This window comes from Mycolicibacter sinensis (genome assembly GCF_001667375.1).
Lineage (GTDB): Bacteria > Actinomycetota > Actinomycetes > Mycobacteriales > Mycobacteriaceae > Mycobacterium > Mycobacterium sinense_A.
In genome coordinates, this window is sequence record NZ_LZIN01000033.1 from 85,860 (window position 1) to 110,164 (window position 24,305).

The 24,305-nt window shown below is 68.2% G+C and carries 27 protein-coding genes; 15 read left to right on the forward strand and 12 right to left on the reverse strand.

The genetic code is table 11. The features are described from left to right. The first annotated feature begins 10 nt into the window (after positions 1-10). The 6 genes from A5771_RS05965 to purM are packed head-to-tail and all read left to right on the forward strand — an operon-like array spanning position 11 to position 5,971. Positions 11-1,225, forward strand: a complete 1,215-nt coding sequence (locus A5771_RS05965) for an SRPBCC family protein (protein WP_064854277.1) — start codon at positions 11-13, stop codon at positions 1,223-1,225. Continuing rightward, positions 1,222-1,557 carry a hypothetical protein gene (locus A5771_RS05970; RefSeq protein WP_064854278.1) on the forward strand — a complete coding sequence of 112 codons (336 nt, stop codon included), beginning with the start codon at positions 1,222-1,224 and terminating at the stop codon, positions 1,555-1,557. Before A5771_RS05965 ends, A5771_RS05970 begins: the two co-directional genes overlap by 4 nt. Positions 1,558-1,591: 34 nt before the next feature. After that, complete coding sequence (locus A5771_RS05975; protein ID WP_064854279.1) at positions 1,592-2,437, forward strand: TauD/TfdA dioxygenase family protein; 846 nt, start codon at positions 1,592-1,594, stop codon at positions 2,435-2,437. 26 nt (positions 2,438-2,463) lie between these two features. After that, positions 2,464-3,600 (forward strand): acyl-CoA dehydrogenase family protein, encoded by a 1,137-nt coding sequence (locus A5771_RS05980; protein ID WP_064854407.1) that lies wholly within the window; start codon positions 2,464-2,466, stop codon positions 3,598-3,600. Beyond that, positions 3,597-4,835, forward strand: coding sequence for an acyl-CoA dehydrogenase family protein (locus tag A5771_RS05985; protein WP_064854280.1), 1,239 nt, complete (start codon positions 3,597-3,599; stop codon positions 4,833-4,835). Before A5771_RS05980 ends, A5771_RS05985 begins: the two co-directional genes overlap by 4 nt. Before the next feature lie 35 nt (positions 4,836-4,870). Next, positions 4,871-5,971: a phosphoribosylformylglycinamidine cyclo-ligase gene (gene purM, locus A5771_RS05990; protein ID WP_064854281.1), complete on the forward strand. Its 1,101-nt coding sequence runs from the start codon at positions 4,871-4,873 to the stop codon at positions 5,969-5,971. 68 nt (positions 5,972-6,039) lie between these two features. Here purM and A5771_RS21770 read toward each other — a convergent pair whose 3' ends face one another. Then, positions 6,040-6,207 carry a DUF3073 domain-containing protein gene (locus A5771_RS21770; RefSeq protein ID WP_082947077.1) on the reverse strand — a complete coding sequence of 56 codons (168 nt, stop codon included), beginning with the start codon at positions 6,205-6,207 and terminating at the stop codon, positions 6,040-6,042. A gap of 136 nt (positions 6,208-6,343) precedes the next feature. Further along, entirely contained in the window at positions 6,344-7,423 is a 1,080-nt protein-coding gene (locus tag A5771_RS05995; protein WP_064854282.1) for a YgfZ/GcvT domain-containing protein, read from the reverse strand. Positions 7,424-7,458: 35 nt separating this feature from the next. On the opposite strand from A5771_RS05995, the gene A5771_RS06000 reads away from it, so the two are divergent. Further along, positions 7,459-8,325, forward strand: a complete 867-nt coding sequence (locus A5771_RS06000; protein ID WP_064854283.1) for an aminodeoxychorismate lyase — start codon at positions 7,459-7,461, stop codon at positions 8,323-8,325. Here the strand turns inward: A5771_RS06000 and A5771_RS06005 are convergent. From A5771_RS06005 to lmeA, 7 genes are all read right to left on the reverse strand, one after another. Continuing rightward, on the reverse strand, positions 8,322-8,978 hold the full coding sequence (locus A5771_RS06005) for an FABP family protein (protein WP_064854284.1): 657 nt from the start codon (positions 8,976-8,978) through the stop codon (positions 8,322-8,324). The genes A5771_RS06000 and A5771_RS06005 overlap by 4 nt on opposite strands. A 117-nt stretch (positions 8,979-9,095) precedes the next feature. Then, positions 9,096-9,398: a DUF1416 domain-containing protein gene (locus A5771_RS06010; protein WP_064854285.1), complete on the reverse strand. Its 303-nt coding sequence runs from the start codon at positions 9,396-9,398 to the stop codon at positions 9,096-9,098. A gap of 1 nt (position 9,399) precedes the next feature. Beyond that, positions 9,400-10,233, reverse strand: a complete 834-nt coding sequence (locus tag A5771_RS06015; RefSeq protein ID WP_064854286.1) for a sulfurtransferase — start codon at positions 10,231-10,233, stop codon at positions 9,400-9,402. A 19-nt stretch (positions 10,234-10,252) separates the two neighbouring features. Then, the gene (locus A5771_RS06020) at positions 10,253-10,741 is read right to left on the reverse strand and encodes a DUF4395 domain-containing protein (RefSeq protein WP_064854287.1); all 489 of its coding nucleotides are present in this window, start codon (positions 10,739-10,741) and stop codon (positions 10,253-10,255) included. Between the two features lie 96 nt (positions 10,742-10,837). After that, on the reverse strand, positions 10,838-10,927 hold the full coding sequence (locus A5771_RS24630; RefSeq protein ID WP_369127102.1) for a putative leader peptide: 90 nt from the start codon (positions 10,925-10,927) through the stop codon (positions 10,838-10,840). 29 nt (positions 10,928-10,956) lie between these two features. Further along, positions 10,957-11,367, reverse strand: coding sequence for a thioredoxin family protein (locus A5771_RS06025; RefSeq protein ID WP_064854288.1), 411 nt, complete (start codon positions 11,365-11,367; stop codon positions 10,957-10,959). 2 nt (positions 11,368-11,369) lie between these two features. Further along, positions 11,370-12,161: a mannan chain length control protein LmeA gene (gene lmeA, locus A5771_RS06030; RefSeq protein WP_064854289.1), complete on the reverse strand. Its 792-nt coding sequence runs from the start codon at positions 12,159-12,161 to the stop codon at positions 11,370-11,372. A 59-nt stretch (positions 12,162-12,220) separates the two neighbouring features. Here lmeA and A5771_RS06035 point away from each other — a divergent pair, with 59 nt between their 5' ends. The 8 genes from A5771_RS06035 (at position 12,221) to A5771_RS06070 (ending at position 21,221) form a co-directional block, all read left to right on the forward strand. Beyond that, on the forward strand, positions 12,221-12,994 hold the full coding sequence (locus A5771_RS06035) for a winged helix-turn-helix transcriptional regulator (RefSeq protein WP_064854290.1): 774 nt from the start codon (positions 12,221-12,223) through the stop codon (positions 12,992-12,994). After that, the gene (mshD, locus tag A5771_RS06040) at positions 12,991-13,875 is read left to right on the forward strand and encodes a mycothiol synthase (RefSeq protein WP_064854291.1); all 885 of its coding nucleotides are present in this window, start codon (positions 12,991-12,993) and stop codon (positions 13,873-13,875) included. Before A5771_RS06035 ends, mshD begins: the two co-directional genes overlap by 4 nt. 113 nt (positions 13,876-13,988) lie before the next feature. Continuing rightward, positions 13,989-15,098, forward strand: a complete 1,110-nt coding sequence (gene pstS / locus A5771_RS06045; protein WP_064854292.1) for a phosphate ABC transporter substrate-binding protein PstS — start codon at positions 13,989-13,991, stop codon at positions 15,096-15,098. A 94-nt stretch (positions 15,099-15,192) separates the two neighbouring features. After that, on the forward strand, positions 15,193-16,083 hold the full coding sequence (pstC, locus tag A5771_RS06050) for a phosphate ABC transporter permease subunit PstC (RefSeq protein WP_234782969.1): 891 nt from the start codon (positions 15,193-15,195) through the stop codon (positions 16,081-16,083). After that, positions 16,080-16,994 carry a phosphate ABC transporter permease PstA gene (pstA, locus tag A5771_RS06055; RefSeq protein WP_064854294.1) on the forward strand — a complete coding sequence of 305 codons (915 nt, stop codon included), beginning with the start codon at positions 16,080-16,082 and terminating at the stop codon, positions 16,992-16,994. The genes pstC (A5771_RS06050) and pstA (A5771_RS06055) overlap by 4 nt, the downstream gene beginning before the upstream one ends. Positions 16,995-17,046: 52 nt before the next feature. After that, positions 17,047-17,823, forward strand: coding sequence for a phosphate ABC transporter ATP-binding protein PstB (gene pstB / locus A5771_RS06060; RefSeq protein ID WP_064854295.1), 777 nt, complete (start codon positions 17,047-17,049; stop codon positions 17,821-17,823). A gap of 88 nt (positions 17,824-17,911) precedes the next feature. Then, positions 17,912-19,012 carry a phosphate ABC transporter substrate-binding protein PstS gene (gene pstS, locus A5771_RS06065; RefSeq protein WP_207545393.1) on the forward strand — a complete coding sequence of 367 codons (1,101 nt, stop codon included), beginning with the start codon at positions 17,912-17,914 and terminating at the stop codon, positions 19,010-19,012. Positions 19,013-19,205: 193 nt separating this feature from the next. Further along, positions 19,206-21,221, forward strand: coding sequence for a serine/threonine-protein kinase PknD (locus tag A5771_RS06070; protein ID WP_064854296.1), 2,016 nt, complete (start codon positions 19,206-19,208; stop codon positions 21,219-21,221). Positions 21,222-21,253: 32 nt separating this feature from the next. Here A5771_RS06070 and pstA (A5771_RS06075) read toward each other — a convergent pair whose 3' ends face one another. The 3 genes from pstA (A5771_RS06075) to pstS (A5771_RS06085) all read right to left on the reverse strand — a co-directional run bounded on the left by pstA (A5771_RS06075) (position 21,254) and on the right by pstS (A5771_RS06085) (position 24,287). After that, positions 21,254-22,159, reverse strand: a complete 906-nt coding sequence (gene pstA, locus A5771_RS06075; RefSeq protein ID WP_064854297.1) for a phosphate ABC transporter permease PstA — start codon at positions 22,157-22,159, stop codon at positions 21,254-21,256. Beyond that, positions 22,156-23,094: a phosphate ABC transporter permease subunit PstC gene (pstC, locus tag A5771_RS06080; RefSeq protein WP_064854298.1), complete on the reverse strand. Its 939-nt coding sequence runs from the start codon at positions 23,092-23,094 to the stop codon at positions 22,156-22,158. Before pstC (A5771_RS06080) ends, pstA (A5771_RS06075) begins: the two co-directional genes overlap by 4 nt. 77 nt (positions 23,095-23,171) lie before the next feature. After that, positions 23,172-24,287: a phosphate ABC transporter substrate-binding protein PstS gene (gene pstS / locus A5771_RS06085; protein ID WP_064854299.1), complete on the reverse strand. Its 1,116-nt coding sequence runs from the start codon at positions 24,285-24,287 to the stop codon at positions 23,172-23,174. Positions 24,288-24,305: the final 18 nt, after the last annotated feature.

Below are 24,305 nucleotides of genomic sequence, written 5' to 3' on the forward strand. Positions count from 1 at the left end.
GGAGGCTCAGATGCAACGATCCGGTAGGCCCGCGGAGGGTTCATGGACCGAGCACTACGATCTCGGCACCGGTCCGGTCTCGTTCGCCGATTCCACCTCGCGCGAGTTCTACGAGGTCGAGCGTGAGGCGGTGTTCAAGCGCGCCTGGCTCAACGTCGGCCGCGTCGAGGAGGCGCCCGACCACGGCAGCTACGCCACCAAGGAGATCGAAGCGGCCCGGGCATCGGTCATCCTGGTCCACGCGGACCGGGGGATTCGCGCATTCCACAATGTCTGCCCGCGGTGCGGGACGAAGCTGGTCTGGGACGACTTCCCGGATCGCGAGACCGTCGGGCAATGTCAGGAGTTCACCTGCAAGCGCTGCCGCCGCAGCCACGGATTCGACGGAGCCGCCCCGGATCTCATCGGTGTGCACTGCGACATCTGGAACGGTTTCATCTTCATCAACTTCGCCGGCGAACCGCGGCAGGGCCTGCGCGACTTCCTCGGGCCGATGATCGCCGGTCTCGACGACTACCCGTTTCAGAAGCTGACCGAACGCTACGACTGGGTGGCCCACAACAACAGCAACTGGAAGATCTTCGCCGACGCCTTCCAGGAGTACTACCATGTGCCGGCGCTGCATTCGCAGCAGGTGCCCGCTGCCGTGCGGGTACCCGACGCCGGCTTCACCTGTGGTCATTTCCAGCTCGACGGGCCGCACCGGTTGGTGTCCACCGCCGGGCCGCCGCGCTGGCTGCTGCCGCCGGAGTACATGTACCCGATCGAGCGGGCCACCCGTAGTGGGCTGGTCGGGCCCTGGGAGACCCCCGACATCGGCGAGGTGCCGGCCGGGGTGAATCCGGGCGGCATCGAACCGTGGGGGATCAGCAACTTCCAGATCTTCCCCAACACCGAGATCCTCATCTACGGCGGCTGGTACCTGCTGTATCGGTACTGGCCCACCTCGCACAACACCCACCGGTTCGAGGCCCACACCTATTTCCATCCGGCCCGCACCGTGCGCGAGCGCATCGAGCACGAGGTGGCCTCGGTGGTGCTCAAGGAGTTCGCCCTGCAGGACGCCGGCATGCTCGGCGGTACCCAAGCTGCGCTGGAGTACGGCATCGTCGACGATTTTCCCCTCAACGATCAGGAGATCCTGGTCCGGCACCTGCACAAGGTGGTCAACGACTGGGTGGATGACTACCGGAACGACCACGCCGGTGCGGGAGCGTCCCGATGACCGCCAAGAGGCTGCCCAGCGCGTTCGCCGAACTGGAGAAGTTCGCCGAAATCTGGTGTCTGCCAACCGAGACCGAACGATTCAACCAGCGACTGGCCAGTACCATCCCGGAGTTGCGGGTCTTTTACGAGGCGTTCTTCCCGCGGTTGGAGGAAGCGATCGACTACTGCGACAAATTCGCGCTGGACGAGCTCCCCGAGGACGCGCTCAACCTGCTCCATCTGATCTATTCGCTGGTCATGGTGGCGATGGCGGTGGAAGTCATGGGCCAGCCCGCCCCCGTCGACGCCGCCGACGCGGTCATGATCCGCACCGGCTGGCCGGTTCCGTGACCGCCGGAAATCCATCGCCGAAAGGATGCAGCCGATGAGTCTGCTCACGGTCAACAAGCTCACCTCCTCCGTCGGCGCCGAGGTCGTCGGCGTCGACCCGCAACGGCTGGTCGACGATGATCAGCTCGCGGCCGCGGTGCTCGACGCACTGGAGGACAACGGGGTCCTGGTCTTCCGCGACCTGCAGCTGGGGCCCCGGGATCAGGTTGCGTTCGGCGGGCGGCTGGGCAGCGTCGACTTCTCCTCGGATGGCCATCACGAGGTCGCCGGCATCTATCCGATCACGTTGAACACGGCGAAGAATTCGGCAGCGAGCTACCTGCGCGCCACCTTCGACTGGCATATCGACGGCTGCACGCCGACGGGGGACGAGTGCCCGCAGAAGGCCACCGTGCTCTCCGCGGTGCAGGTGGCCGAGCGGGGCGGCGAGACCGAGTTCGCCAGCTCCTACGCCGCCTACGAAATACTCACCGACGACGAGAAACAGCGCTTCGGCACGCTGCGGGTGGTGCACTCGCTGGAAGCGTCCCAGCGCCGGGTCACACCCGATCCGACACCGGAAGAGCTGGCGAGGTGGCGGGCCCGGCCCACCCATGAACATCCCCTGGTGTGGACGCACCGCACCGGCCGAAAGTCGTTGGTGCTGGGCGCCTCCACCGACTACGTCGTCGGCATGGATCTCGATGAGGGCCGCGCGCTGCTGGCCGAATTGCTGAGGCGCGCCACGGTGCCTGACAAGGTCTATCGGCACACGTGGTCGGTGGGCGACACCGTCATCTGGGACAACCGAGGCGTGCTGCATCGCGCCGCCCCGTACGCCCCCGACTCGCCGCGTGAGATGCTGCGCACCACGGTGCTCGGCGACGAGCCGATTCAGTGACGGCCCAACCGCACGAAGGAGGCTCGGTGGCCGAACTATCCTCGGAGACAGCGCTGTTCGTCGATACAGCACGCGCATTCCTGGACAAACACGCGGCGCTGACCGCGCAGCGCGAGTTGCACGCACAAGGCCGCGCCTATGACCCGCAGTGGTGGACCCAAGCCGCCGAACTGGGCTGGGCCGGCTTGTTGGTGCCCGAGGAACTCGGCGGGGGCAGTGTCTCCGAGAGCGGTCTGCACGACCTCACGGCGATCGCCGAGGCGATGGGGCGCACGGTGGCGCCGGGGCCGCTGTATCCGGTGAGCACCGTGCTGGCGGGTCTGGTCGACGCGGACAACCGCGCCGAGCACGCCGCGGCCATAGCGGCGCTGGTCTCCGGTGAGCAGGTGGCGACCTGGGCGGCAGACGAACCGGGCCGGGCCTTCCGGCCGCACCAGCCCCGTGCCACCGCCACCAAAACCGCTGCCGGGTACCGGCTCAACGGCGTCAAGGACCGGGTGGAGGCCGGTGCCCAGGCCGATCTGTTCCTCGTCGGCGCCCGTACCGAGGACGGCGCGCTGCGGCAGTTCCTGATCCGCGCCGACGCCCCCGGGGTGTCGGTGCGTCCGCAGGCCTGCATCGACCTGGTCAAGCAGTACGCGCGGATCGAGCTCACCGACGTCGAGACCGAGGCAGTCGTGGGCAGCGCAGCGCAGACAACGCAACTCATCGACCGCCAGGCCCAGGTGGCGATCGTCCTGACCTGCGCCGAAACCGTGGGCATCCTGGATGCGGTGCTGGCCATGACACTCGAGTGGAGTCGGGACCGGTACAGCTTCGGCCGGCCGCTGGCGTCCTACCAGGCGCTCAAGCACCGGCTCGCCGACATGACCATGTGGCTGCACGCCGGTCGCGCCGTCACCGCCGGCGCCGTCGACAAGGTGGCCGCGCGCGCCGCGGACGCCGCGATGTGGGCCGGCGCCGCCAAGTCCTATCTCGGCGAGCACGCCGGGCTGCTGGTCCAGGAATGCGTCCAGCTGCACGGCGGTATCGGCGTCACCTGGGAGCACGACCTGCACCTCTATCTGCGCCGCATCACCTTGTACGCCGGGCTGTTCGGCACCGCCGCCGAACACCATCAGGCCATCACCAGGGCCGCGAGCGCAACGGAGCCGGCCGCATGAGCCGGACTGCAGAGCTCACCGTCGAGGAGTTCGCGGCCCGGGCGCGCAGCTGGCTGGCCGCCACCATGCCGCGACTCGACCCGCAGCAGCCGCCCCGCAACGGTCGCGACGACGAGGGCGCGTGGCAGCGTGCTCGGGAATTGCAGCGGCGGCTCTATGACGGCGGCTTCGCCGGGATCTGCTTCCCCCGCGAATACGGCGGTCTCGGCCTGGACATCCGCTATCAGAAGGCCTTCAACGTCGAATCCGACGGCTACGAGATGCCGTTGATCCTCAACGTCCCGACCTTCACCATCTGCTGCGCGACACTGCTGGACACCGGAAGTGAGGAGCAGAAGCGCCGGCACATTCACGCCGCGCTGCGCGGGGAGGAGGTGCTCGTCCAGCTGCTCTCCGAGCCCAGCGGCGGATCCGATCTGGCGGGGCTGATCACCCGCGCCGATCGGGACGGGGACAGCTGGGTGATCAGCGGGGCCAAGACCTGGAGCACCAGTGCCTTCGCCGCCGACTACGGGCTGCTGCTGGCCCGCACCGACTCGACGGTGCCCAAACACGACGGCCTGACGATGTTCCTGATGCCGATCGAGGCGCCCGGGGTCACGCTGCGGCGCATCGAACAGGTCGACGGCTCCAACGAGTTCTGCGAGGAGTTCTTCGACGGCCTGCGCCTCGGCGACGACGCGGTGGTCGGGGAGGTCAACAAGGGCTGGGACGTCGCCTCCCGGCTGCTGTTCCACGAACGCCGCGCCGTCGGACAGGGCTCGGAGTTCGCCAGCGGCCGCGGCCCCGAACGCACTGAAATGGCCGCCGGCGACTTCCTGGCCCTGGCCGCCGACGCCGGGACCGCCGACGACCCGCTGACCCAGGACAAGATCGGCCGGGTGCTCGCCCGCCGGATGGTGCGCGATTGTCTCGTCGACTACGTCGGGCGCGCCACGCGCACCGGGGCGCTGCCACCGGCCGCCGGCTCGCTCATCCGGCTGTTCCACTCCGACGTGACATTCCTGGAGGTCGACACCGCCACCGAGGTCGCCGGGCCGCTCGGCGTCGTCGACGGCGAGGCGCAGCTGCTCAAAGCCGGCAAACGGTACCTGTCCCGCCAGACAGTGGCGCTGGGGGGCGGCAGCAACGAGATGGCGCGCAATGTCATCGCCGAACGCGTCCTGGGCCTGCCCCGCGAATACGCCGCCGATCGGGGTGTCCCGTTCAACCAGGTCCGACACAACCGGGCCTGACCGCGACTGCCGCGAGCACGGTAGCCTTTACCGCGATGACGGATCCCGCAGCACACTCGAGCGCCCAGGGCGTCACCTACGCGTCGGCAGGTGTGGACATCGACGCCGGTGACCGGGCCGTCGAACTGATCAAACCGCTGGCCGCCCGGGCCACCCGGCCGGAGGTGCACGGCGGGCTCGGCGGATTCGCCGGGCTGTTCGCCTTGCGCAACGACTATCGCGAGCCGTTGCTGGCGTCCTCGACCGACGGCGTGGGCACCAAGCTGGCGATCGCCCAGGCGATGGACAAACACGACACCGTGGGCATCGACCTGGTCGCGATGGTGGTCGACGACCTGGTGGTCTGCGGCGCCGAGCCGTTGTTCCTGCAGGACTACATCGCCGTCGGCCGCACGGTGCCCGAACGGGTCAGCGCGATCGTCTCCGGGATCGCCGAAGGGTGCGTGCAGGCCGGCTGTGCCCTGCTCGGCGGGGAGACCGCCGAGCACCCCGGCCTGATGGAACCCGACCACTACGACATCTCCGCGACCGGCGTCGGCGTGGTGGAAGCCGACGACGTGCTGGGACCGGACCGGGTCCGCCCCGGTGACGTGCTGATCGCGATGGGCTCCTCGGGCCTGCATTCCAACGGCTACTCGCTGGCCCGGGCGGTGCTGCTCGACATTGACCGGATGAATTTGGCCGGCCACGTCGAGGAGTTCGGCCGCACGCTGGGCGAGGAGCTGCTGGAGCCGACCCGCATCTATGCCAAGGACTGTCTGGCGCTGGCCGCCGAGACCCAGGTGCGCACCTTCTGTCACGTCACCGGCGGCGGCTTGGCCGGCAACCTGGCCCGGGTCATCCCGGAGGGGTTGGTCGCCGAGGTGGACCGCGGCACCTGGACCCCGGCCCCGGTGTTCGCGATGATCGCGCAGCGCGGCCGGGTGAGCCGCGACGAGATGGAGAAGACGTTCAACCTCGGTGTCGGCATGGTCGCCATCGTCGCGCCGGAGGACACCGACCGGGCGCTGGCGATTTTGACCGCCCGCCACGTCGACTGCTGGCCGCTGGGCACGGTGGCCAAGGCCGGCAAGACCGCTGGGGAAGACGCTGCGGGCGCGGGCGCCAAGCTGGTCGGGCAGCACCCGAGGTTCTAACGACCCGGCGGCCCAACCCGGCGGCCCAGCGAGGCTCGACGGAGGAGAGGTGGTTCAGGCCTCAGCGCTCAGCGGCGCCAGTCGTCGTCACCGCTCCACGAGTCGTCACCGTCGGGGTCTTTGACCTCAGCTCCCGCCAGCTCACGTTGGAGCTGGGTGAAATCGGTCGACGGTGAGCTGTACTTCAGCTCTCGTGCAACCTTGGTCTGCTTCGCCTTAGCCCGGCCGCGGCCCATGGGGGGACCCCCTCGCGCAATAACGGAGCGGCCCCACGAGCAGGCGGCTCCGATCTGAGTGTGTGTATTGTCCTGCCGACAGCTTACCCGGTGGTCCGCTCGACCGCCGACCTGGCCTGTGCCGGTGTGACGGCCGTCAAACCCGGCCCCGCAGCCGGTCGACGGCGACGCGCCCCGCGCCCCGCACATCCGGCGGTGGCATCGATTCGGCGTCGATCACCGCGCTGACCTCCCCGCCGGGGCCGGTCGACAACGGGGTGTCGGCCGGCAGTCCGCGCTTGAGCAGCGCCAGGGCGATCGGTCCGAGTTCGAAGTGATCCACCACGGTGCCCAGCCGGCCCACCGGGCGGCCACCGGAGGTGATCGGGTCGCCGGTCGAAGGCCGGTCCACCGCCCCGTCCAGGTGCAGCAGCACCAGCATCCGGGGCGGCTTGCCCAGGTTGTGCACCCGGGCCACGGTTTCCTGCCCGCTGTAGCACCCCTTGTCCAGGTGCACCGCGCCGACGCCCGGGCCGCCGATCCAGTTCATCTCGTGCGGGATGGTGCGCTCATCGGTGTCCAGGCCCAGCCGCGGCCGACGCGCTGCCACCCGCTCGGCCTCGTAGGCCCACACTCCGGCCGGCTTCAGCCCGGCCCCGATCAGCCGGCGCTGCCAATCGGCCTTCTCGGCGCGCGGCACGAGCAGCTCCAGCGCATGTTCGCCGAGGCCGCGCCGCACGAACGCGCCCGAGTCGCCGATCGCCACCGCATCGGTGCCGGGCAGCGCGCCCACCCCCAGCGCGTCGCGCACCGCCGGATCGGCGAGGCGGGGACCCAGCAGGGACAGCACCGCGAGATCGGCGGGCTGGACCGTCACGTCGGCCCAGAACACCATCTTGCGAAGGTGCTCGGCCAACGGGTCGCCGCGCCACGGCTCGGTGTCGAGATAAATGGTGTCGCGCAGTTCGGTCTGGACCCAGTGATTGGTGAGGTGGCCTTTGCCGTCCAGAGTCAGGTTCTCGGTGCTGGCGCCGTCGTGAAGTTCAGCCACGTGCTGGGTGCACAGGGTGTGCAGCCACGTCCTGCGTTCCGGGCCGCCGACGGCGAGCACGGCCCGATGAGATCGGTCCACGACTACGGCTTCGGTTTGGGCGCTTCGCTGTTCGCCGAACGGATCGCCGTAGTGCCAGACTGCGCCGGCATCGGGGCCGGGATCGGGGGCGGGTACCGCAGACACAGGTCTACTCTACGGAGCCGCTACGCTCAGGGGCCATGCCCGCCGATGACGCCGTGACGATCGTCACCGTGGGCGGCGGGCCGGTCGCGCCGAATGACCCGTTGTTGCATGCCGACGACTTGGCGGTGTTGCGGGGCGACGGCGTCTTCGAAACCCTGCTGGTGCGCGACGGCACCGCATGTCTGCTCGATGCCCATCTGCAGCGGCTGGCCCGTTCGGCCGAGCTGATGGATCTGCCCGCCCCGGATCTGGGGGCCTGGCGCCATGCCGTCGAGGAGGCGGTACGTCAGTGGCCGCGGGCCGGCGAGGGCGCGCTGCGGATGATCTACAGCCGGGGCCGGGAAAGCGGTTCCCAAAACCACCCGCAGCCAACGGCGTACGTGATGATCACCCCGCTGCCGGTTCGGATCGCCGAGGCCCGCCGGCAGGGCGTGGCGGTGGTGAGCCTGGACCGCGGCGTGCCGGCGCAGGGACCGGCGATGCCGTGGCTGCTGGCCGGGGCCAAGACCCTGTCGTATGCGGTCAACATGGCGGCGCTGCGCCACGCCGCCAAACAGGGCGCGGACGACGTGATCTTCATCAGCTCCGACGGCTACGTCCTGGAAGGTCCGCGCTCCACGGTCGTCCTGGTGGGCCCGGGGCGCATGGTGACACCACCGTCGTCGCAACCGATTCTGCGCGGCACCACCGCCGAGGCGCTGTTCGAGGTGGCTCGCGGTGCCGGCTATCAGTGCGAGTACGCGCCGCTGCGGGCAGCGGATCTTCTTGGCGGGCAGGATATCTGGCTGGTCTCCAGCATCACCTTGGCCGCGCGGGTGCACACCCTCGACGGCCGGGCGCTGAAGCCCGCCATGCCCGGTACCGAGTTCGCCGATCTGGTGGATGCGGCGATTGCCGGCTAGCCGACGAAGCGGGCCAGCCGGGCCGACAGGTGCGGCACCAGTTCACCGTCGGCGTCCACCCGCTCCTCTACATACGCCAGATCGCCGTCCTCGACGATGCCGTAGAGCCGCTTGGCGCCACCTATCAGCGCCCCGGACTTGCTGCGCGCCAACGCGTCGGTGGCCAGCTCCCAGGACGCCGGACCGTGCGGGCGCCCGTAGAACAACTCCACGTAGCCCACCGAGTGCGCCAGCAGCAGCTCGATGGCCTGCGTCTCGTCCGGATCGGCGGGGTCGTCGATGAACCGCCAGAAGCCGGTCTCCCGCAGGGCGGGACCCCCCGCGGCCTCATCTAGCGGCCAGGAGCGGGCTTCCCAGTTCAAGTAGTCGCCACCATCATGGGAGACCACGATCTGCTGGCCGAACCGGTAGTCGCCGTGCGCGCCGTGGCCCACGCCTTCGCCGCGCCACACCCCGACCAACGGCAGCAGCGCCAACAGGACGTCGTGCAGGTTCGCCCCTTCGCGCAGGTTGGCGGTGTCGGCGACCGGGAGGTCGTCGAAGACGGGGATGTTGCGGGCCGCGGTCTGCTGGGCCCGCTCCGCAGCGGCGGCTACCGCACGGTCGCCCGAACCCGGGATGACCGCACGCTCGTCACCGTCGGGGGCACTCACATCTCGTCGGTGATCAGCCGATACAGGGTGTACAGCGCAAACCAGGTGATCAGCCCAGTAGCCGCCACCAGCAATAACTCGAAGAACAGCACCACGAGGGCAGTCTATCCCGAGCGGTCAGGCGACCTTGATATCGACCTCGTGGAGGCCCGCACCCGACGGCGTCACCACGGCGTCACCGTTGCCGGCCGTGGACAGCGCCCGCACCGTCCACGCACCCGGTGCGGCGAAGAACCGGAAGTCGCCGGTAGCCGAGGCGACGACCTCCGCGGTGAACTCCTCAGAGGAGTCCAACAGCCGCACGAACGCGCCGCCGACGGTCGCCCCGGAGCTGTCCACCACCCGGCCGGTGATCACCGTCTCCTTCTCCAGGTCGACGTTGGCCGGCAAGGCGAGTCCTTGTTTCGGTCCAGAGCACATATCAGCTTCCCAATTCGATCGGGGCGCCCACCAGGGAGCCGTATTCCATCCAACTGCCGTCGTAGTTCTTGACGTTGCGGTGGCCGAGTAGCTCGCGCAGCACGAACCAGGTGTGCGACGAACGCTCCCCGATCCGGCAGTACGCGATGGTTTCCTTCTCGCCGTCCAGGCCGGCCCCGGCGTACAGCGCGGCCAGTTCCTCGTCGGACTTGAAGGTGCCGTCCTCGTTGGCGCTCCGGCTCCACGGCACATTGATCGCACTCGGGATGTGCCCGCGCTGCTGGCTCTGCTCCTGCGGCAGGTGCGCCGGCGCCAGGATCTTGCCGGAGAACTCCTCGGGGGAGCGCACATCCACCAGGTTCTTGGTGTTGATCGCGGCGACCACCTCGTCACGGCGGGCCCGCAGCGACTCGTCCAGCGGCTTGGCCGTGTACGACGTCGCGGGCCGGGTGACCTTCTCGCCGGACAGCGGGCGCCCGTCGAGCTCCCACTTCTTGCGGCCACCGTCGAGCAGCTTGACGCTCCGGTGCCCGTAGAGCTTGAAGTACCAGTAGGCGAACGCGGCGAACCAATTGTTGTTGCCGCCGTAGAGGATTACGGTGTCGTCTTCGGAGATGCCGCGGTCGGAGAGCAGCTTGGAGAACGCGGGGGCGTCGATGACATCACGCCGGACCGGGTCCTGCAGGTCCTGGCGCCAGTCCAGCCGGATCGCGCCCGGGATGTGGTTGGTGTCGTAGACGCTGGTGTCCTCGTCGACCTCGACGAAGACCGTGCCGGATGCGTCGAGGTTCCTCTCAGCCCAGTCGGTGGAGACCAGGACGTCGGAGCGAGCCATGGCGGGCAATCCTTTCCGATTACTTCGAAGCGAACGAGGTGGTGGGGAGCCCTGCGGCTGGTGCCCGGCGCAGGCGCACGACGAGCGGGTAGAGGTGACAGCCCAGGCAGATGTCGAAGGCCGCGTTGAGGAAGGCCGCTGCCAGCGCGAAGGCCGTCGCGGTCAGCCCGACCGCCGGGGCGAAGATGAAGCCGGCGATTCCGATCACGGCGAACATCAGCCCGACGAGCTGCGCGAAGCGCAGCGGCGCCACCGGCTCACGAGCGGTCACCGGACCCAGCCGCGGCGCCACCACTCGCCGGTAGAGCACGCCGTAGGGGTGGCGGCGCGGGCCCCACACCGCACCGGCCGCGAACACCACGGCCTGACCGGCCAGCACGACGGTGGCGACGGCCGGGCTCGACTCGAAAAGGAGCAGGACGGCCACCAGCACCGCGGTGGTGAGCCAGGCGCTGAATCTGGGACCGCGGACGTCTACCTGGCTGATAGCGGGGTCGGTGCTCGGCATGGTTGCTGCTCCCTGGCTGTCGTGGCGAATTGGCTGGTGGAGACATGCCACGGATTTCCCGGGCTGCGCTCCCGAGCGACGCGAAAAAGCGCCGACTCAGCGACAGCGACAACAGCAGCAGCCCGCGGTGCGGCACAGGTCGACTGTGCGGCGCTTGGTGAGCACAAGCTCAAGGCGGGCGAACACGGCGTACAGCCTACCCAATGCCGGGGCGTTCAAGCCAATAGCGGCTGCAGCGCGGATCGCAGGGCAGCGGCCGTCGGGACGCCGGCAGCCCGGTAGCGCTGCCGGCCGTCGGCGTCGAAGATCAGCGTGGTGGGCAGCGACAGCACCGAAAACCGGCGCGCCGCAGCGGGATCTGCGTCGATGTCGATCTCGCGGTGGGCGACGCCCAGTTCGTCGCAGACGCCGTCGACCACCCGGCGCACCCCGGCGCACGGCCCACACCACGGCGCGGAGAAGTGCACCACCGTCGGCCCGCTGGACGTCAGCCCGAGAAACGAGGCAGCGGTGTCGTCGCCGGCGCCGGAGTCGTTGCCCGCTACCGTCCGGAGCACCCCGGCCCGGCGGTTCAGCCACCAGCCGATCACGCTCGCGAGCGCACACCCGGCGACGATCGCGATCATGCTCACCGCTGGCGGAATTCCGGCAAGGTGATGGTCATGTCACCGGCGATGCCCTCGATGATCACGTCGGAGCCGCGGGCCCCCTGGCTGGTGGGAACCAGCCCGAACGGTAGCCGTTGCTGCGGCAGGCTGCTGCGGAAGGCCGCCAGCACCGCGGCCCGCTGCTCTTCGGGAACGTGCTGGTTGGCGGTGTCCGGCCCGGTGAGCACCCCGGTCGGGGTGATCACCAGGGTGCTGTGGTCGGCGCCGGCGATCGACAGGTCCACCGCGACACTGACCCGCTTGCCGTAGCCGGCCGGCGTGCCGGTGAACACCAGCCCGCGACTGCTGGAGATCCCCGACTCGGTGGTGCCGCCGGTGGCGTCGTTGGTCTCGCTCGGGGGCGCTTCCACCATCAGGTCGCGAATGCCCAGGTAGCGGCCCAGATACACCGATCCGATGATGATCCGGCTCTCCAGCTTGGCGACCGGGATCTTGGCGCCGGGGCGGAACCGCCAGGACGCCTCGCTCAGGTCGACCGAATGCATGGTGGCCTCCAGCATCGCCTTGCCGATCATCGGCAGCTCGACGGCGGGGGCCTTGATCTCCACCTCGTCGTAGTGATCCCGCCGCGCCTGCGGGACGAACGGGAAACCGAGGATCGCCACGAAGGGATCCGAGCCCAGGGCGGCGGCCCGGCGAACCGCCCGGGACAGTTGGTATTCGGCGTAGACGCTGGTCCCGAAATCGACTCCGGCGGCGGCGACGACCAGAGCCGTGATCACGGCCGATATCCCGATAAGCACCCTGCGCACCCGGTCATTCTGGCAGGTCGCACGCTATCGTTAGATCACCTGGGACGCTGGAGGCCTCGTTGGAGCTACTGCTGTTGACCGCTGACCTGCACCCCGAAGCGGTGCTGCCGTCGCTGTCGCTGCTGGCACACACCGTGCGGACAGCGTCGCCGGAGGTTTCTGCGCTGCTCGAGGCCGGCTCGGCGGAGGTGGTGCTCGTCGACGCGCGCACCGATCTGGCCGGGGCCCGCGGGTTGTGCAGACTGCTGAGCACCACCGCCGGCTCGGTGCCGGTGGTGGCGGTGGTGACCGAGGGCGGGCTGGTCGCCGTCAACGCCGAGTGGGGTGTCGACGAGATCCTGCTGCCGGTAACCGGACCGGCCGAGACCGACGCCCGGCTGCGGCTGTTGACCGGCCGCCGGGTCGCGCCGGCCGCCGACCAGGCCTCCGGTCAGACCAGGCTCGGCGAGCTGGTTATCGACGAAGGCACCTACACCGCGCGCCTGCGGGGCCGGCCGCTGGACCTGACCTACAAGGAATTCGAGCTCCTGAAATACCTCACCCAGCACGTCGGCCGGGTCTTCACCCGCGCGCAACTGCTGCAGGAGGTGTGGGGCTATGACTTCTTCGGCGGCACCCGCACCGTCGACGTGCACGTCCGGCGGCTTCGGGCCAAGCTCGGCCCGGAGTACGAGTCGTTGATCGGCACGGTCCGCAACGTCGGGTACAAGGCGGTCCGGCCGGTGCGTGGCAAACCCGCGGACGTGTCCGACGACGCCGGCGGTGCGGAGGAGGCGGAGAGGGGCGCCGACTCCGCTGATGACGGGGCACCCGAGTCGCTGGCCAGTCAGTGACCGCCCCGCGGTGGCGGGCCGCACTCACCGACGACGAGCAGCGGCAGGTTCGGGAGTTGATCGCCGCCGCCGGGGACCACGACGGTGTTGCCCCGGTCGGTGAGCAGGTACTGCGCGAGCTCGCCGCTGACCGTGCCGGGCATCTGATCGCCGAGGACGGCGGTGCGGTGCTGGGCTATCTGAACCTGAGCCCCGATAACACCATGGCGGAACTGGTGGTGGCGCCGCAGGCCCGTCGAGGTGGCATCGGGTCCGCGATGGCCCGCGCCGCGTTGGCGAAAACCGAAGGCCGTAACCGATTCTGGGCGCACGGCACGCTGCCCGCGGCCCAGGCCACCGCCGCGGCGCTGGGCCTGACCGCGGTGCGCGAACTGCTGCAGATGCGGCGGTCGCTGCGCGGGCTGCCGGACCCCTCGATGCCGCCCGGGGTGGTGATCCGCAGCTATGCGGGGGAGGCCGACGACGCCGAGTTGCTCCGGGTGAACAACGCCGCCTTCGCCTGGCACCCGGAGCAGGGCGGCTGGACCGCGGCGGATCTGGCCGAACGGCGTGCCGAGCCGTGGTTCGATCCGCACGGACTCTTTCTGGCGTTCGACCAGGCCGCCGACCGGACGCTGCTGGGCTTCCACTGGACCAAGATCCACTCCGGCGCCGAGCCCATCGGTGAGGTCTACGTCGTCGGGGTCGATCCGGCCGCGCAGGGGCGCGGGCTGGGACGCGTACTCACCGAGGTGGGCCTGGTCCACCTGGCTGACCGGCTCGCCGAGGCCGCCTCGCCCACCGTGCTGCTCTACGTCGAGGCGGACAACGCCGCGGCGTTACGGACCTACCGACAACTGGGGTTTGCCGTGCACAACGTGGACACCGCCTACGGGACCTGAGCACGGCCGCCGATCGATTTGTTCACCATGCGTTCACCTGCCGGGTGGACGCCATCCATGAGTGCCGTTTAGGTTCCGGGTGGGTTGAACCCCGGGCGAGGAAGCGAGAAGCGATGAAATCCAGGACGGCGGCCTTTGCGCTGTTGACCGCCGCGGTCACGGGCCTGGGCCTGACCGGATGCGGCAGTGACGACAACGCCGGCCCGGAAACCGCCGGCGGCGCATCCAGTTCCGCCGATTGCGGCGGGAAGAACGCGCTGACCGCCGAAGGGTCGACCGCCCAGCAGAACGCGATCGCCGTGTTCAACCAGGCGTGGGGCAAGGAGTGCGCGGGCAAGAACCTGTCGTATAACCCGACCGGATCCGGTGCCGGCCGGGAACAGTTCATCGCCGGGCATGTCGACTTCGCCGGATCCGACTCGCCGCTCACCGACGCTCAGGTCTCCGCGGCAGCCGACCGGTGCGGTGGCGGCAATCCGGCGTGGCATCTGCCGCTGGTGTTCGGCCCGGTCAGCATGGCCTACCACCTCGACGGGGTCGAGCACCTGGTACTCGACGGCGACGTACTGGCGCGGATCTTCAGCGGCGCGGTCACCAGATGGGACGACCCGGCACTGGTGGCTCTGAACCCGGGAGTGCAGTTGCCGGCCGCTCCGATCACCCCGATCTACCGGTCGGATTCCTCGGGCACCACCGACAACTTCCAGAAGTACCTCAGCGCGGCTGCCCCGCAGAGCTGGACCAAGGGCGAGGGCAGCGAGTTCCAGGGCGGCGTCGGCGAGGGCGCGCAGAAGTCCGCCGGTGTGGTGCAGGCGGTGCAGAGCACGCCGGGCGCCATCGGGTACGTCGAGAAGGGCTTCGCCGACCAAGCCAACCTGCAGTCCGCGATGATCGATTCCGGAGCCGGGGTGGTCGCCGCAACCGACGAAGCGGCCGGTGTTGCGATCCAGGCGGCCGGGTTCGTCGCCGAAGACAGCCACGACTTGCAACTGGACCTGCGCTCGCTCTACGGGACCCGGCAACCCGCCGCGTACCCGCTGGTGCTGGTGACCTACGAGATCGTCTGTTCCAAGGGTTATGACCCGGCCACGTCGGCGGCGGTGAAATCCTTCTTGACGACGGCGTCGACCTCCGGCCAGGACGGACTGGCGGAGGCGGGCTACGTCCGGTTGCCTGAACCGCTCAAGCGGCGACTCAGTGCTGCGATCGACGCGATTCAGTAGCCGGGCCCTGCGCAACCGAAGGGGGGTCCAGCCGGTGACTTCGTCGACCAGCCGCTCCGCCGGGGGCCACCTGACCGACCGGGTGTTCCGCCTGATGGCCGAGGGGTCAGGCGTGTTGATCATCGTCTTGATCACTGCCGTCGGGGGCTTCCTGCTGTTGCGCGCCATCCCGGCGTTGCGGCGCAACAAGGAGAACTTCTTCACCTACGCCGGCAGCTGGGTCACCACCGACACCTCGGCGATGCACTTCGGCATCGCCGAACTGCTGCGGGTGACGGTGTTCGTCTCACTGTTCGCCCTGCTGTTGGCCATGCCGGTGGCCTTGGGCGTGGCGGTGTACCTCGCCCAGTACGCGCCGCGGCGCCTGGTCGGGCCGCTGGCGTACCTGGTCGAACTGCTGGCCGCGGTGCCGTCGATCATCTATGGGGCGTGGGGGCTGTATGTGCTGGCGCCGCAGCTGCGGGGCAGCGCGCAATGGCTGAACGAGAATTTCGGCGGGGTGTTCCTGTTCGCCACCGGCAACGCGTCGGTCGCCGGCGGAGGGACCATCTTCACCGGCGGAATCGTGCTGGCGGTGATGATCCTGCCGATCATCACCGCGGTCACTCGCGAGGTGTTCGCGCAGACCCCCGGGGGTCAGATCGAGGCCGCGCTGGCACTGGGCGCGACTCGTTGGGAAGTGGTCAAGATGGTGATGCTGCCGTTCGGGCGATCGGGCTACATCAGCGCCGCAATGCTGGGGCTGGGGCGGGCGCTCGGTGAGACGGTCGCGCTGTTGATCATTCTCCGGGCCACCCAGAAGGCATTCGGTTGGTCGCTGTTCGACGGCGGCTCCACCTTCGCCACCAAGATCGCCGCCACCGCATCGGAGTTCAACGACCAGTACAAGGCGGGGGCCTACATCGCCGCAGGGTTGGTGCTGTTCGTACTCACCCTGGTCGTCAACGCGCTGGCGCGCGCCGCCATCACCAGGGTGCACCAGTGACCGCCCTACTGGATCGGCCCGTCAAGGAACGGACTTTCGCCACGGTCAGCCTGCGGCGCAGGCTGGTGAACAAGGTGGCGACGGTGCTGGTCACCCTCGCCATGGCCGCGGCGCTGGTGCCGCTGGTGTGGGTGATGTATTCGGTGATCGATCACGGCCTTCCGGCAGTCGTCTCCAGTCGCTGGTGGACGCATTCGCAGGCCGGTATGACGGCCTTCGCGCCCGGCGGCGGCGCCTACCACGCGATCGTCGGGACCCTGTTGCAAGGCGCTGTGTGCGCGGCGCTGTCGATCCCGCTCGGTGTTTTCGTGGGCATCTATCTGGTCGAATACGGTGCCGGCACCCGGCTCGGCAAGGTCGCCACCTTCATGGTCGACATCTTGACCGGGGTGCCGTCGATCGTGGCGGCGCTGTTCATCTATGCGCTGTGGGTGGCCACCCTGGGATTTCAGCGCTCCGGCTTCGCGGTTTCGCTGTCGCTGGTGCTGCTGATGGTGCCGGTGATCGTGCGGGCGACCGAAGAGATGCTCCGGATCATCCCGATGGACCTGCGGGAAGCCAGTTACGCATTGGGCGCGCCCAAGTGGAAGACCATAGTCAGCATCGTCATTCCGACCGCGCTGTCGGGAATCGTCACCGGGATCCTGCTCGCGCTGGCCCGGGTGATGGGCGAGACAGCGCCGCTGCTGATCCTGGTCGGCTACGCGCAGGCGATGAACTTCGACATGTTCCACGGCTTCATGGGATCGTTGCCGGGAATGATGTACGACCAGACGTCGGCTGGCGCGGGCACCGGTGCGGTGCCCACCGATCGTCTCTGGGGTGCCGCGCTCACGCTGATCGTGCTGATAGGGATACTGAACATCGCGGCGCGGTTCGGGGCAAGGGTGTTCGCGCCCAAGAAGTTCTAGGCTGTCCGCGATCCAACGCGAAGCGGTGGGCGATGAATAGGAGAGCTGCACGGTGGCTAAAAGGTTGGACCTGACCGATCTCAACATCTATTACGGGGCCTTCCATGCTGTCGCCGACGTAACGCTGTCGGTCGCGCCGCGCAGTGTCACCGCGTTCATCGGGCCGTCCGGATGCGGTAAGTCGACGGTGTTGCGCACCCTGAACCGGATGCATGAGGTCATCTCCGGTGCGCGGGTCGATGGATCGGTGCTGCTCGACGGCGAGGACATCTACGGTTCGGCGATCGATCCGGTCGGGGTGCGTAAAGCCATCGGCATGGTGTTCCAACGTCCGAACCCGTTCCCGACGATGTCGATCCGGGACAACGTGGTGGCCGGGCTGAAATTGCAGGGTGTCCGCAACCGCCGGTTGCTCGACGAGACCGCGGAGCACTCGCTGCGCGGCGCCAACCTGTGGAACGAGGTGAAAGACCGGCTGGACAAGCCCGGCGGCGGGCTGTCCGGCGGTCAGCAGCAGCGATTGTGCATCGCCCGGGCCATCGCGGTGCAGCCCGATGTGCTCTTGATGGACGAACCCTGTTCGGCGTTGGACCCCATCTCCACGATGGCGATCGAGGAGCTGATCGCCAAGCTGAAGCAGGACTACACCATCGTCATCGTCACGCACAACATGCAGCAGGCGGCCCGGGTCAGTGACCAGACCGCGTTTTTCAACCTCGAGGCGGTGGGCAAGCCCGGCCGGCTGATCGAGATCGACGGCACCGAGAAGATCTTCTCCAACCCGAGCCGTCGCGAGACCGAGGACTACATCTCAGGTCGCTTCGGGTGAACCCCGGCGAACCATTGCGCATCTATCCGGTTTTTTTGCCAGCAAGAACGACTACTGTGTGGTGAGCTGCACCGCCGGGAGGGATGCTGTGAAGTCCAATCGTTTCGTCGTCGCGTTGAGTCTGCTGATGACGGGCCTTCTGCTGGTCGCCGGCTGCGGCAGCTCGGCGTCCTCGGACTCCGCTTCGGACATACCGGTGCAGTGCGGCGGCAAGAAGAAGCTGCTCGCCAGCGGGTCGACCGCGCAGGCTCACGCGATAGAGCAGTTCGTCTACGCCTACATTCGGGCCTGTCCGGAGTACACGCTGGATTACCGGTCCAACGGATCCGGCCAGGGGGTGGCGCAGTTCGCCAGCGGCCACACCGAGCTGGCCGGGTCCGACTCACCCTTGGACCCCTCGACGGGCGAGCCGCAACGGGTGGGCGCCCGCTGTGGATCGCCGGCCTGGCATCTGCCCACGGTCTTCGGTCCGATCGCGGTCACGTACAACGTCAGCGGTGTCGGTGAGCTCAATCTGGACGGGCCGACGCTGGCCAAGATCTTCAACGGCAGCATCACCACGTGGAACGACCCTGCGGTGGCGGCGCTCAACAAGAGTGTCTCGCTGCCGGCCGAGCCGATCCACGTGTTGTTCCGCGCTGACTCGTCCGGCACCACCGACAATTTCCAGAAGTATCTCGACGCCGCGTCCGACGGTGCCTGGGGCAAGGGCGCCGGTAAATCCTTCAAGGGCGGTGTCGGTGTCGGCGCTACCGGGAATGACGGCAGTTCCGCGCTGCTCCGCGGCACCGAGGGTGCGATCACCTATAACGAATGGTCTTTTGCGGTCGGGCGGCAGTTGAAAATGGCCCGAATCATCACCTCGGCGGGCCCGGAACCGGTGGCGATCTCCACCGACTCGGTGGAGAAAACCATTGCCGGGGCCAAGTTCATCGGCGAGGGCAACGACCTGGTCGTCGACACCTCGTCGTTCTACCGGCCGACGGAGGCCGGGGCCTACCCGATTGTGCTGGTGACCTACGAGATCGTCTGCTCGACATACCCGAACTCCGCTACTGCGCAGGCGGTCAAGGCATTCATGAACGCGGCGATCGGTGCCGGCCAGGAGGATTTGGATCAGTACGGCTACATCCCGTTGCCGGACACGTTCCGATCAAAATTGCGGACGGCGATCGACGCGATCCAATAGCCGACCGGTCTTCGTGCGACCGGTGGTCTGCGCATGCCTTTTATTGAAATGAATTCGTGGTTCTTCTGAATTTATTTCTGACCTGGAAAGTAGCCATTCCTTAAGGTCGACCTGTAACCTTTAGTTAACCTGCCCTTCATCGGGACGGTGACTGCAGGTGCCCTGCAGAGAGCAAGTCGCGTCGGTGCCGCTGATGTCACCGGGTGAAGGGAGTGTTGTGGACAGTCGTGAGGCGAACTCGCTGGTAGGAACCCAATTCGGCCCCTATCGGCTGCTGCGGCTGCTTGGTCGTGGCGGAATGGGTGAGGTCTACGAAGCCGAAGACACCCGCAAGCGTCGGTCGGTTGCGCTGAAGCTGATCTCGCCGCCGTTGTCGGGGAATCCGCTATTTCGGGCCCGCATGCAACGAGAGGCCGATGCCGCCGGCCAGCTCAGGGAACCCCATGTGATTCCCATTTTCGATTACGGCGAGATCGACGGGCAGATGTTCGTCGCGATGCAGCTGGTCGACGGGGAGGATCTGGCCGCCGTGCTGCGGCGGACCGGCCCGCTGAATCCGGCCCGAGCGGTGGCGATCATCGATCAGGTGGCCGCCGCGCTCGACGCCGCCCACGACAACGGGGTGACGCACCGCGACGTCAAACCCGAGAACATTCTGATCACCCACCGCGATTTCGCCTACCTTGTCGACTTCGGGATCGCGCGCGCCGCCAGCGATCCCGGCATCACCCAGACCGGTACCACGGTGGGCACCTACAACTACATGGCCCCGGAACGGTTCGGCGCTGAGGAGGTCACCTACCGCTCCGACATCTATTCGCTGGCCTGTGTGCTCAACGAGTGCCTGACCGGGCTGCCGCCGTACCGGTCCAACAGCGTCGAGCGGCTGATCACCGCCCACCTGATGGAGCCCCCGCCGCGGCCCAGCCAGCTGCGGCCGGGCGTCGTGCCCATCGCCCTGGACCAGGTGATCGCCCGAGGCATGGCGAAAAACCCGTGGGACCGCTACAGCAGCGCCGGCGATCTGGCTCACGCGGCGCACGACGCGCTGACCGTGGCGGAGCAGCATCGGGCCGCCATGATCGTGCGGCAGGGCGAGGAAGCCAACCGTGCGGTCAGCGTCGCCGGTATCGCGGTCGCCGGCAGATCCGATCGGCCCTCGGGTGGTTTCCGCGGGCAACCCGGTCACACCGGCGAATTCGACCCGACCATGGCCCGTCCGGTGGTGGCCGACGACTCGTGGCGGGAGCGGCCGGCACCCGAACGTCATCCGGCACCCGCTGGGTTCCAGCGCCAGTCGCTGGCCCCGGCGGCCCGGCGCAAGAGCCGACCCAAGTGGCTGCTGCCTGCCGCGGCAGCCGCGGCGGTGCTGGCCGTCGTGGGCCTGGCCGGCGGATACGCGCTCACTCGCGAGTCGAGTCCGGCTCAGGTGGCCTCGGCGAACGGGCAGAGCGTTGTGCCGTTGGAGGGGCTGAGTTTTCGGCTCTCCCCGGGGGGCCTGGCGCTGGACCGCAATGACAACCTCTACATCACCAATCAGAGCATGTACGGCCGGGTGCTGAAACTGGCGCCGGGATCGAACAGCCCGGAAGTGCTGCCGTTCACCGGCCTTTATGAGCCGCAGGGGGTGGCCGTCGCTGCCGACGGTTCGGTGTACGTCAGCGACTTCAACAACCGAGTGGTGAAGTTGGTGGTGGACACCGGCGAGCAGACCGAACTGCCATTCGCGGGCCTCAACTACCCCGAGGGCGTGACGGTGGATCCCCAGGGCAGCGTCTACGTCGCCGACCGCGGCAACAACAGGGTGCTCAAATTGCCGGCCGGGTCCGCCGCGCAGGTCGTGCTGCCCTTCACCGGGTTGCGTAACCCGGACGATGTCGCCGTCGACAGCGCGGGGAACGTCTACGTCACCGACACCGACAATGACCGGGTGGTGCGCCTGAACGCCGGGTCGGACGCCCAGACGGACCTGCCGTTCACCGAACTGGCCTCACCGTGGGGCGTCTCGGTGGATCGCAGCGACAACGTCTACGTCACCAACCACGAGAACCACAAGGTGTTGAAACTGGACGCCGGCACCAACAACCAGACCAAGCTGCCGTTCAGCGGCCTCAACACTCCGTTGCAGGTGGTGGTCGACGCCGACGGCGGGTTGTTCGTGGCTGACCGCGGCAACAACCGGGTGGTCAAGCTGGTCCCCGGCTCATAGCGAACCGGTGACCACCGCGGTAGGCGGGTCGGTTAGCGCTGCCGGACCGAGGTGAGCCGGGTCGCCACCGCCGCCAGCACGGCGCTGAACGCGACGACCAGGATCAAGGTCAGCGCCGCACCCCATACCCGGGCGTGGCCGGCGGCTTCGGGGTTGGCCAGCTCGCTGTAGATCAGCAACGGTAGTGAGGCCATGTTGTTGTGCAGGATGTCGTAGTTGATCGAGCGGCTGTAGCCGACCAGAACCAGCACCGGCGCGGTCTCACCGACGACGCGGGCCAGGGCAAGAAAGGTTCCGGACACGATCCCGGACAAGGCGGTCGGAATCACGATCCGGATGATCGTTTTCCACTTCGGCACGCCCAACGCGTAGCTGGCCTCGCGCAGCTCGTCGGGGACCAGTCGGAGCATCTCCTCGGTGGATCGCACCACGATGGGCAGCATCAGCAGGACCAGGGCCAGGGACACGGCGAACGCGCTCTGCTCGAAACCCAGGGTGGCGATCCACAGACTGAAGACGAACAACGACGCCACGATGGAGGGCACTCCGGCGAGCACGTCGACCATGAACGTGGTCAGCCGGGCCCACCGGCCGGATCCGTACTCGACCAAGTAGACCGCGGTCATCAGGCCGAGCGGTACCGCCAGCAGGGCCGCCACCCCGGCCTGCACCAGCGTTCCGTACAACGCGTGATAGACCCCGCCCGCCAACTCATCGGGCAATACGCCGCGCAGCGAGTGGGTCCACCAGGATGTGTGGACGATGGCCCGCCAGCCGCGCGCGATCACCACCCACAGCAGCCAGATCAGCGGCACGGTCGCGATGGCGAACGAGACCAGGAATATCAGCGCGGCAAATCGGTCTTTGATCCGGCGCTGCAGGCTGATGTGGCTGGCCTCGCGGACCTTGGCCGGCCTTTCCAGTGCGGGGGTGCTCATCCGTTGACCTTGCCTCCGGCCACCGCGCGGGCGGCGGCGTTGACGACGAATGTTAGGACAAACAGGGCGAAGCCCGCGGCGATGTAGGCGCCGGTCGGCAGGGGGGCGCTGAACTCGGAGGCGGCGGAGGCGATTTTGGAGGCGAACGTGTACCCGCCGTCGAATAGCGACCAATTCCCGGGGCGCGGCGCCGCGCGCAGGATGATCAGCATGGCGATCGTCTCGCCCAGGGCACGGCCCAGCCCCAGCATCGACGCGGCGATGACGCCGCTGCGACCGTAGGGCAGCACTGCTATCCGCACCACCTCCCACCGGGTGGCGCCCAGTGCCTGGGCCGCCTCGATGTGTGCGGTCGGCGTCTGTCGGAACACTTCGCGGGCTACCGAGGTGATGATCGGCAGGATCATCACCGCCAGGACGATTCCGCCGGTGAAAATCGTGCCGCCGCCGGCCAGGGACACGTTGCCCTTGGCGAACAGGGGCAGCCAGCCCAGATGATTGTTGAGGAATCGCGCCACCGGATACAGCATCGGCGCCAGCACGAAGATCCCCCACAGCCCGAAGATGATGGACGGGACCGCCGCCAACAGGTCGATCATCACGCCGAACGGCCGCGACAGTTGGCGCGGCGCATACCGGGTGATGAATACCGCGATGCTGACCGAGACCGGCACCGCCAGCGCCAACGCGAGCAGCGAGCTCAATACCGTCACCATCAGCAGGTCCCGGATCCCGAACGCCAGACCGCCGGCGCCGCCGGTGCTGAAAGTGGCGGCGGTGAAGAAATTCGCGGTGTTCGCGCGCAGTGAGGGCACGGCGCGAATCAGCAGGAAGACAGCGATCAGAGCGATCGCGACGACGACCGTCGAACCGGCCGCCACCGCGATCGCCCGAAAGATCCGTTCCCCCAGGGACCCGCTCGTCCTGCCGGCCACTTCGGGTAACGACGAGTTCGAGTTGTCGTCAGTCCGGCGAAAACGGCCTCCATCCCGAGGTGACCGTTGACGAACGGTCACTCGATGGCGTCGACGGCGGTTGACAAGCGCGGCTTGAAAGCGTCCGGGATCGGCACGTATCCGTTCTCATCCAAACCGAACTGCCCGGGCCCGATGGTCGACTTCAAAAACATCCGCACGGCGGTGCCCACTTCGGCATCGGGGTACTTCGAGCAGACCACCTCGTAGGTTGCCAGCACGATCGGGTACGAACCGGCCTGGCTCGGCTTGTAGAACGACGCGGTGTCCAGCACCAGGTCGTTGCCCTGACCTGCGATGGTGGCCCCGGCGATCGTCTTGCCGACCGATTCGGTGCTGATCGCGACGGGATCCGGGCCGGCGGACGTGACGATCTTCGCGGTCCGCAGATCCTTGGCCTGGGCGAACGACCACTCGTTGTAGGTGATCGCACCGTCGGTCGTGCTGATCGCGCCGGCGGTACCGTCATTGCCCTTGGCGCCTTCGCCGACGCCGCCGTTGAACGTCTTGCCGGCGCCCTTGCCCCACGCACCGTCCGATGCGCCGTCCAGGTACTGCTGGAAGTTGTCGGTGGTACCGGATTCGTCACTGCGGAACACCACATGGATGGGCGCGGCGGGCAGTGCGGCGTCGGGGTTGAGGGCCTTGAGCGCCGGGTCATCCCAACTGGTGATCGCGCCGTTGAAGATCTTTGCCGCCGTCGGGCCGTCGAGGATCAGGTCGTCGACACCGGCGACGTTGTAGGTGATGGCAATCGGGCCGAAAACCACCGGAAGGTTCCACGCCGGGGACTTACAGCGCTGCTCCGCCTCGGCGGCCTCCTCGGGCTTGAGCGGCACGTCAGAGCCCGCGAAATCGGTCTGGCCGCCGACGAATTCGCGGATACCGGCGCCTGACCCGTTGGCCGTGTAGTTCACCGTCTGGTCGGCGCATTCCGCGATGAACGCCTTGACGAACCTGGCCATCGCATTCTGCTGGGCCGTCGATCCACTCGCTTTCAACGTGCTGGCGCCGCCGCAGTCGCTGCTGGCCGAGGAACTTCCGGAGGAGGCGCTGCCGTGGGAAGTGGTGTTGCTGTCGCTGCCGCAGCCGGACAATGCCAGCGTGCTGGTAGCCAGGATTCCCAATGCCGCACCGTAACCGTTCAGTTTCATCTCGGGGCCTTTCGGTCG

What these genes read in the sequence shown, in the direction of transcription:
- pstS (WP_064854292.1), top strand. Translation starts at nt 13,989, where the DNA reads ATGAAATCCAGGACGGCGGCCTTTGCGCTGTTGACCGCCGCGGTCACG.
- A5771_RS06070 (WP_064854296.1), top strand. Translation starts at nt 19,206, where the DNA reads ATGTCACCGGGTGAAGGGAGTGTTGTGGACAGTCGTGAGGCGAACTCG.
- A5771_RS21770 (WP_082947077.1), bottom strand. Translation starts at nt 6,207, where the DNA reads ATGGGCCGCGGCCGGGCTAAGGCGAAGCAGACCAAGGTTGCACGAGAG.
- A5771_RS06000 (WP_064854283.1), top strand. Translation starts at nt 7,459, where the DNA reads ATGCCCGCCGATGACGCCGTGACGATCGTCACCGTGGGCGGCGGGCCG.
- purM (WP_064854281.1), top strand. Translation starts at nt 4,871, where the DNA reads ATGACGGATCCCGCAGCACACTCGAGCGCCCAGGGCGTCACCTACGCG.
- A5771_RS05985 (WP_064854280.1), top strand. Translation starts at nt 3,597, where the DNA reads ATGAGCCGGACTGCAGAGCTCACCGTCGAGGAGTTCGCGGCCCGGGCG.
- pstS (WP_064854299.1), bottom strand. Translation starts at nt 24,287, where the DNA reads ATGAAACTGAACGGTTACGGTGCGGCATTGGGAATCCTGGCTACCAGC.
- pstC (WP_234782969.1), top strand. Translation starts at nt 15,193, where the DNA reads ATGGCCGAGGGGTCAGGCGTGTTGATCATCGTCTTGATCACTGCCGTC.
- A5771_RS05965 (WP_064854277.1), top strand. Translation starts at nt 11, where the DNA reads ATGCAACGATCCGGTAGGCCCGCGGAGGGTTCATGGACCGAGCACTAC.
- A5771_RS06020 (WP_064854287.1), bottom strand. Translation starts at nt 10,741, where the DNA reads ATGCCGAGCACCGACCCCGCTATCAGCCAGGTAGACGTCCGCGGTCCC.
- pstA (WP_064854297.1), bottom strand. Translation starts at nt 22,159, where the DNA reads ATGAGCACCCCCGCACTGGAAAGGCCGGCCAAGGTCCGCGAGGCCAGC.
- A5771_RS06010 (WP_064854285.1), bottom strand. Translation starts at nt 9,398, where the DNA reads ATGTGCTCTGGACCGAAACAAGGACTCGCCTTGCCGGCCAACGTCGAC.
- A5771_RS06015 (WP_064854286.1), bottom strand. Translation starts at nt 10,233, where the DNA reads ATGGCTCGCTCCGACGTCCTGGTCTCCACCGACTGGGCTGAGAGGAAC.
- A5771_RS05975 (WP_064854279.1), top strand. Translation starts at nt 1,592, where the DNA reads ATGAGTCTGCTCACGGTCAACAAGCTCACCTCCTCCGTCGGCGCCGAG.
- A5771_RS05970 (WP_064854278.1), top strand. Translation starts at nt 1,222, where the DNA reads ATGACCGCCAAGAGGCTGCCCAGCGCGTTCGCCGAACTGGAGAAGTTC.
- A5771_RS06025 (WP_064854288.1), bottom strand. Translation starts at nt 11,367, where the DNA reads ATGATCGCGATCGTCGCCGGGTGTGCGCTCGCGAGCGTGATCGGCTGG.